The 1,206-nt window shown below is 61.0% G+C and carries 1 pseudogene; it reads right to left on the bottom strand.

Annotated features, from left to right (window positions below):
- Positions 1–1,187: pseudogene (locus GWG65_RS40150) on the bottom strand (IS701 family transposase); the annotation flags it as partial.
- Positions 1,188–1,206 lie beyond the last annotated feature (19 nt).

The raw sequence follows: 1,206 nt of genomic DNA, 5'->3' as shown, positions 1-1,206 counted from the left end.
GTTTTTTTGGGCGGTGGCGGGTTAGCGCGATGTCGGATCGCGGCCATCATGGCGAAGGCGAGCATCACCAGGGACACGTGACGGTGCCAGCCATGCCAGGATCTGCTCTCGTTGTGATCGAGCCCGAACTCGTTTTTCGCGGTTTCAAAGCTGTCCTCGATCGCCCATCGATGGCCTTCGACCGCGACCAGCGTTTCAATGGCTGTTCCCGCTGGGCACCAGGTGGTGAAGAAGGCGAGGTCTCCATCGGCGATGCGACGACGGATCAGGAGACCGCGCGTCCACAAACCATCATTTGCACCGTTGAATGGCTCGGCCTCGAGCTCGGCCAATTCGAGATAACACCAATCGTGCAACCGCGGTCCTTTGGTTCCGGCTCCCGCCGACAGGCGCTTCCAGTCGGATGAGCGCCGCGTCCGGGCGATGTCTGCGGCCGTACCGGCGACCGGCGGTCGCTTGCCCCAGGATCGAAACACATGAGCGCTGCTGACCCCAAGCACGTAGCCTTTGCCGGCCCGACGTAATTGCTGTTCGATGGCGCCAACGCCGTAGACGGTATCACCGGCAACCCACCTGAACGGTACAGACGCGGCTATCGCGTGTGCGATCATTTTCGTCGCAAGCTTTGGTTTGGTCGCAAAGCTCGCATCGGCAGGCACATAGGCGGCTTCCAGACGATCCGATCGTCGGTCCATTCCTTCGGAAGATACAGCGCGCGGTCGATGAACGCATGACCATGACGCGAAACGTAGGTAGCGAAGACGCCGATCTGGCAATTCGTAATCTTGCCTGCCAAACCAGTGTATTGCCGCGCCACCCCGCATGACGCTTTGCCCTGTTTGAGAAAGCCGGTCTCGTCGATCACGAGGACCCGCATCGTCATCCGCCAGATGCTCGATGACATAGTCGCGCACGATATCGCGCAGGGCATCAGCGTCCCAATCCCCACGGCCCAGAATTGCCTGCTGCCGCCATGGGCCGGGATCGCCAGCCGCCTCCGCCCGCATCCAACCGGTCTTGCGCTGCTCATCTCCGAGCAGACCTTCCAGGAACAGGCCTGCATTCGTCGCCACACGCTCTTGCGTGAACAACGGACGTATCCGTTTCTTGATCTCTCGAAGCGACGCCGCCCACAACGCAAGCGTCTCCTCGATCGACGCTGCTGGCGTCCACGACCTCCGAATCATGGTTACCCATGGATTCAGA

The sequence above is a fragment of the Bradyrhizobium sp. CSA207 genome, from assembly GCF_029051685.1.
Taxonomy (GTDB): domain Bacteria; phylum Pseudomonadota; class Alphaproteobacteria; order Rhizobiales; family Xanthobacteraceae; genus Bradyrhizobium.
Note: the sequence above shows the minus strand (reverse complement) of the source record. Positions and strands in the feature narration are given on the sequence as shown.